The 329-nt window shown below is 57.4% G+C and carries 1 protein-coding gene; it reads right to left on the reverse strand.

Annotated features, from left to right (window positions below):
* A partial coding sequence (locus tag QPK27_RS25285; protein WP_308633631.1) for an SIS domain-containing protein occupies window positions 1–323 on the reverse strand: 323 nt, incomplete at its 3' end.
* Between the last annotated feature and the right edge of the window lie 6 nt (window positions 324–329).

Here is a 329-nt window from a genome sequence, read left to right on the forward strand (position 1 = left end):
GAAGGGCTTTTCCCGCTCGTACTGATCGCGAGCAGTACATCGCCCGGACGACCATGGGACTCGATGTAACGGGCGAACACCTGATCGTATGCATAGTCGTTTGCAACGCAGGTGATATGAGTTGGGTCGCTAATTGCGGTTGCGGCGATCCCGGGCCGATCACGACGGAAGCGTCCTGTCAGTTCTTCCGCGAAATGCATGGCGTCGCACATTGAACCGCCATTCCCGCAAGAAAAAGCCCTTCCTCCCTTGCCGAACGATGTCACCAGTACCTGTGCGGCGTCAGCCACGGTTTGCAGCTTGGTTGCGTCGTTCACGAACAAGTCCAG

The sequence above is a fragment of the Massilia sp. YIM B02443 genome, assembly GCF_030411955.1.
GTDB lineage: Bacteria > Pseudomonadota > Gammaproteobacteria > Burkholderiales > Burkholderiaceae_D > Telluria.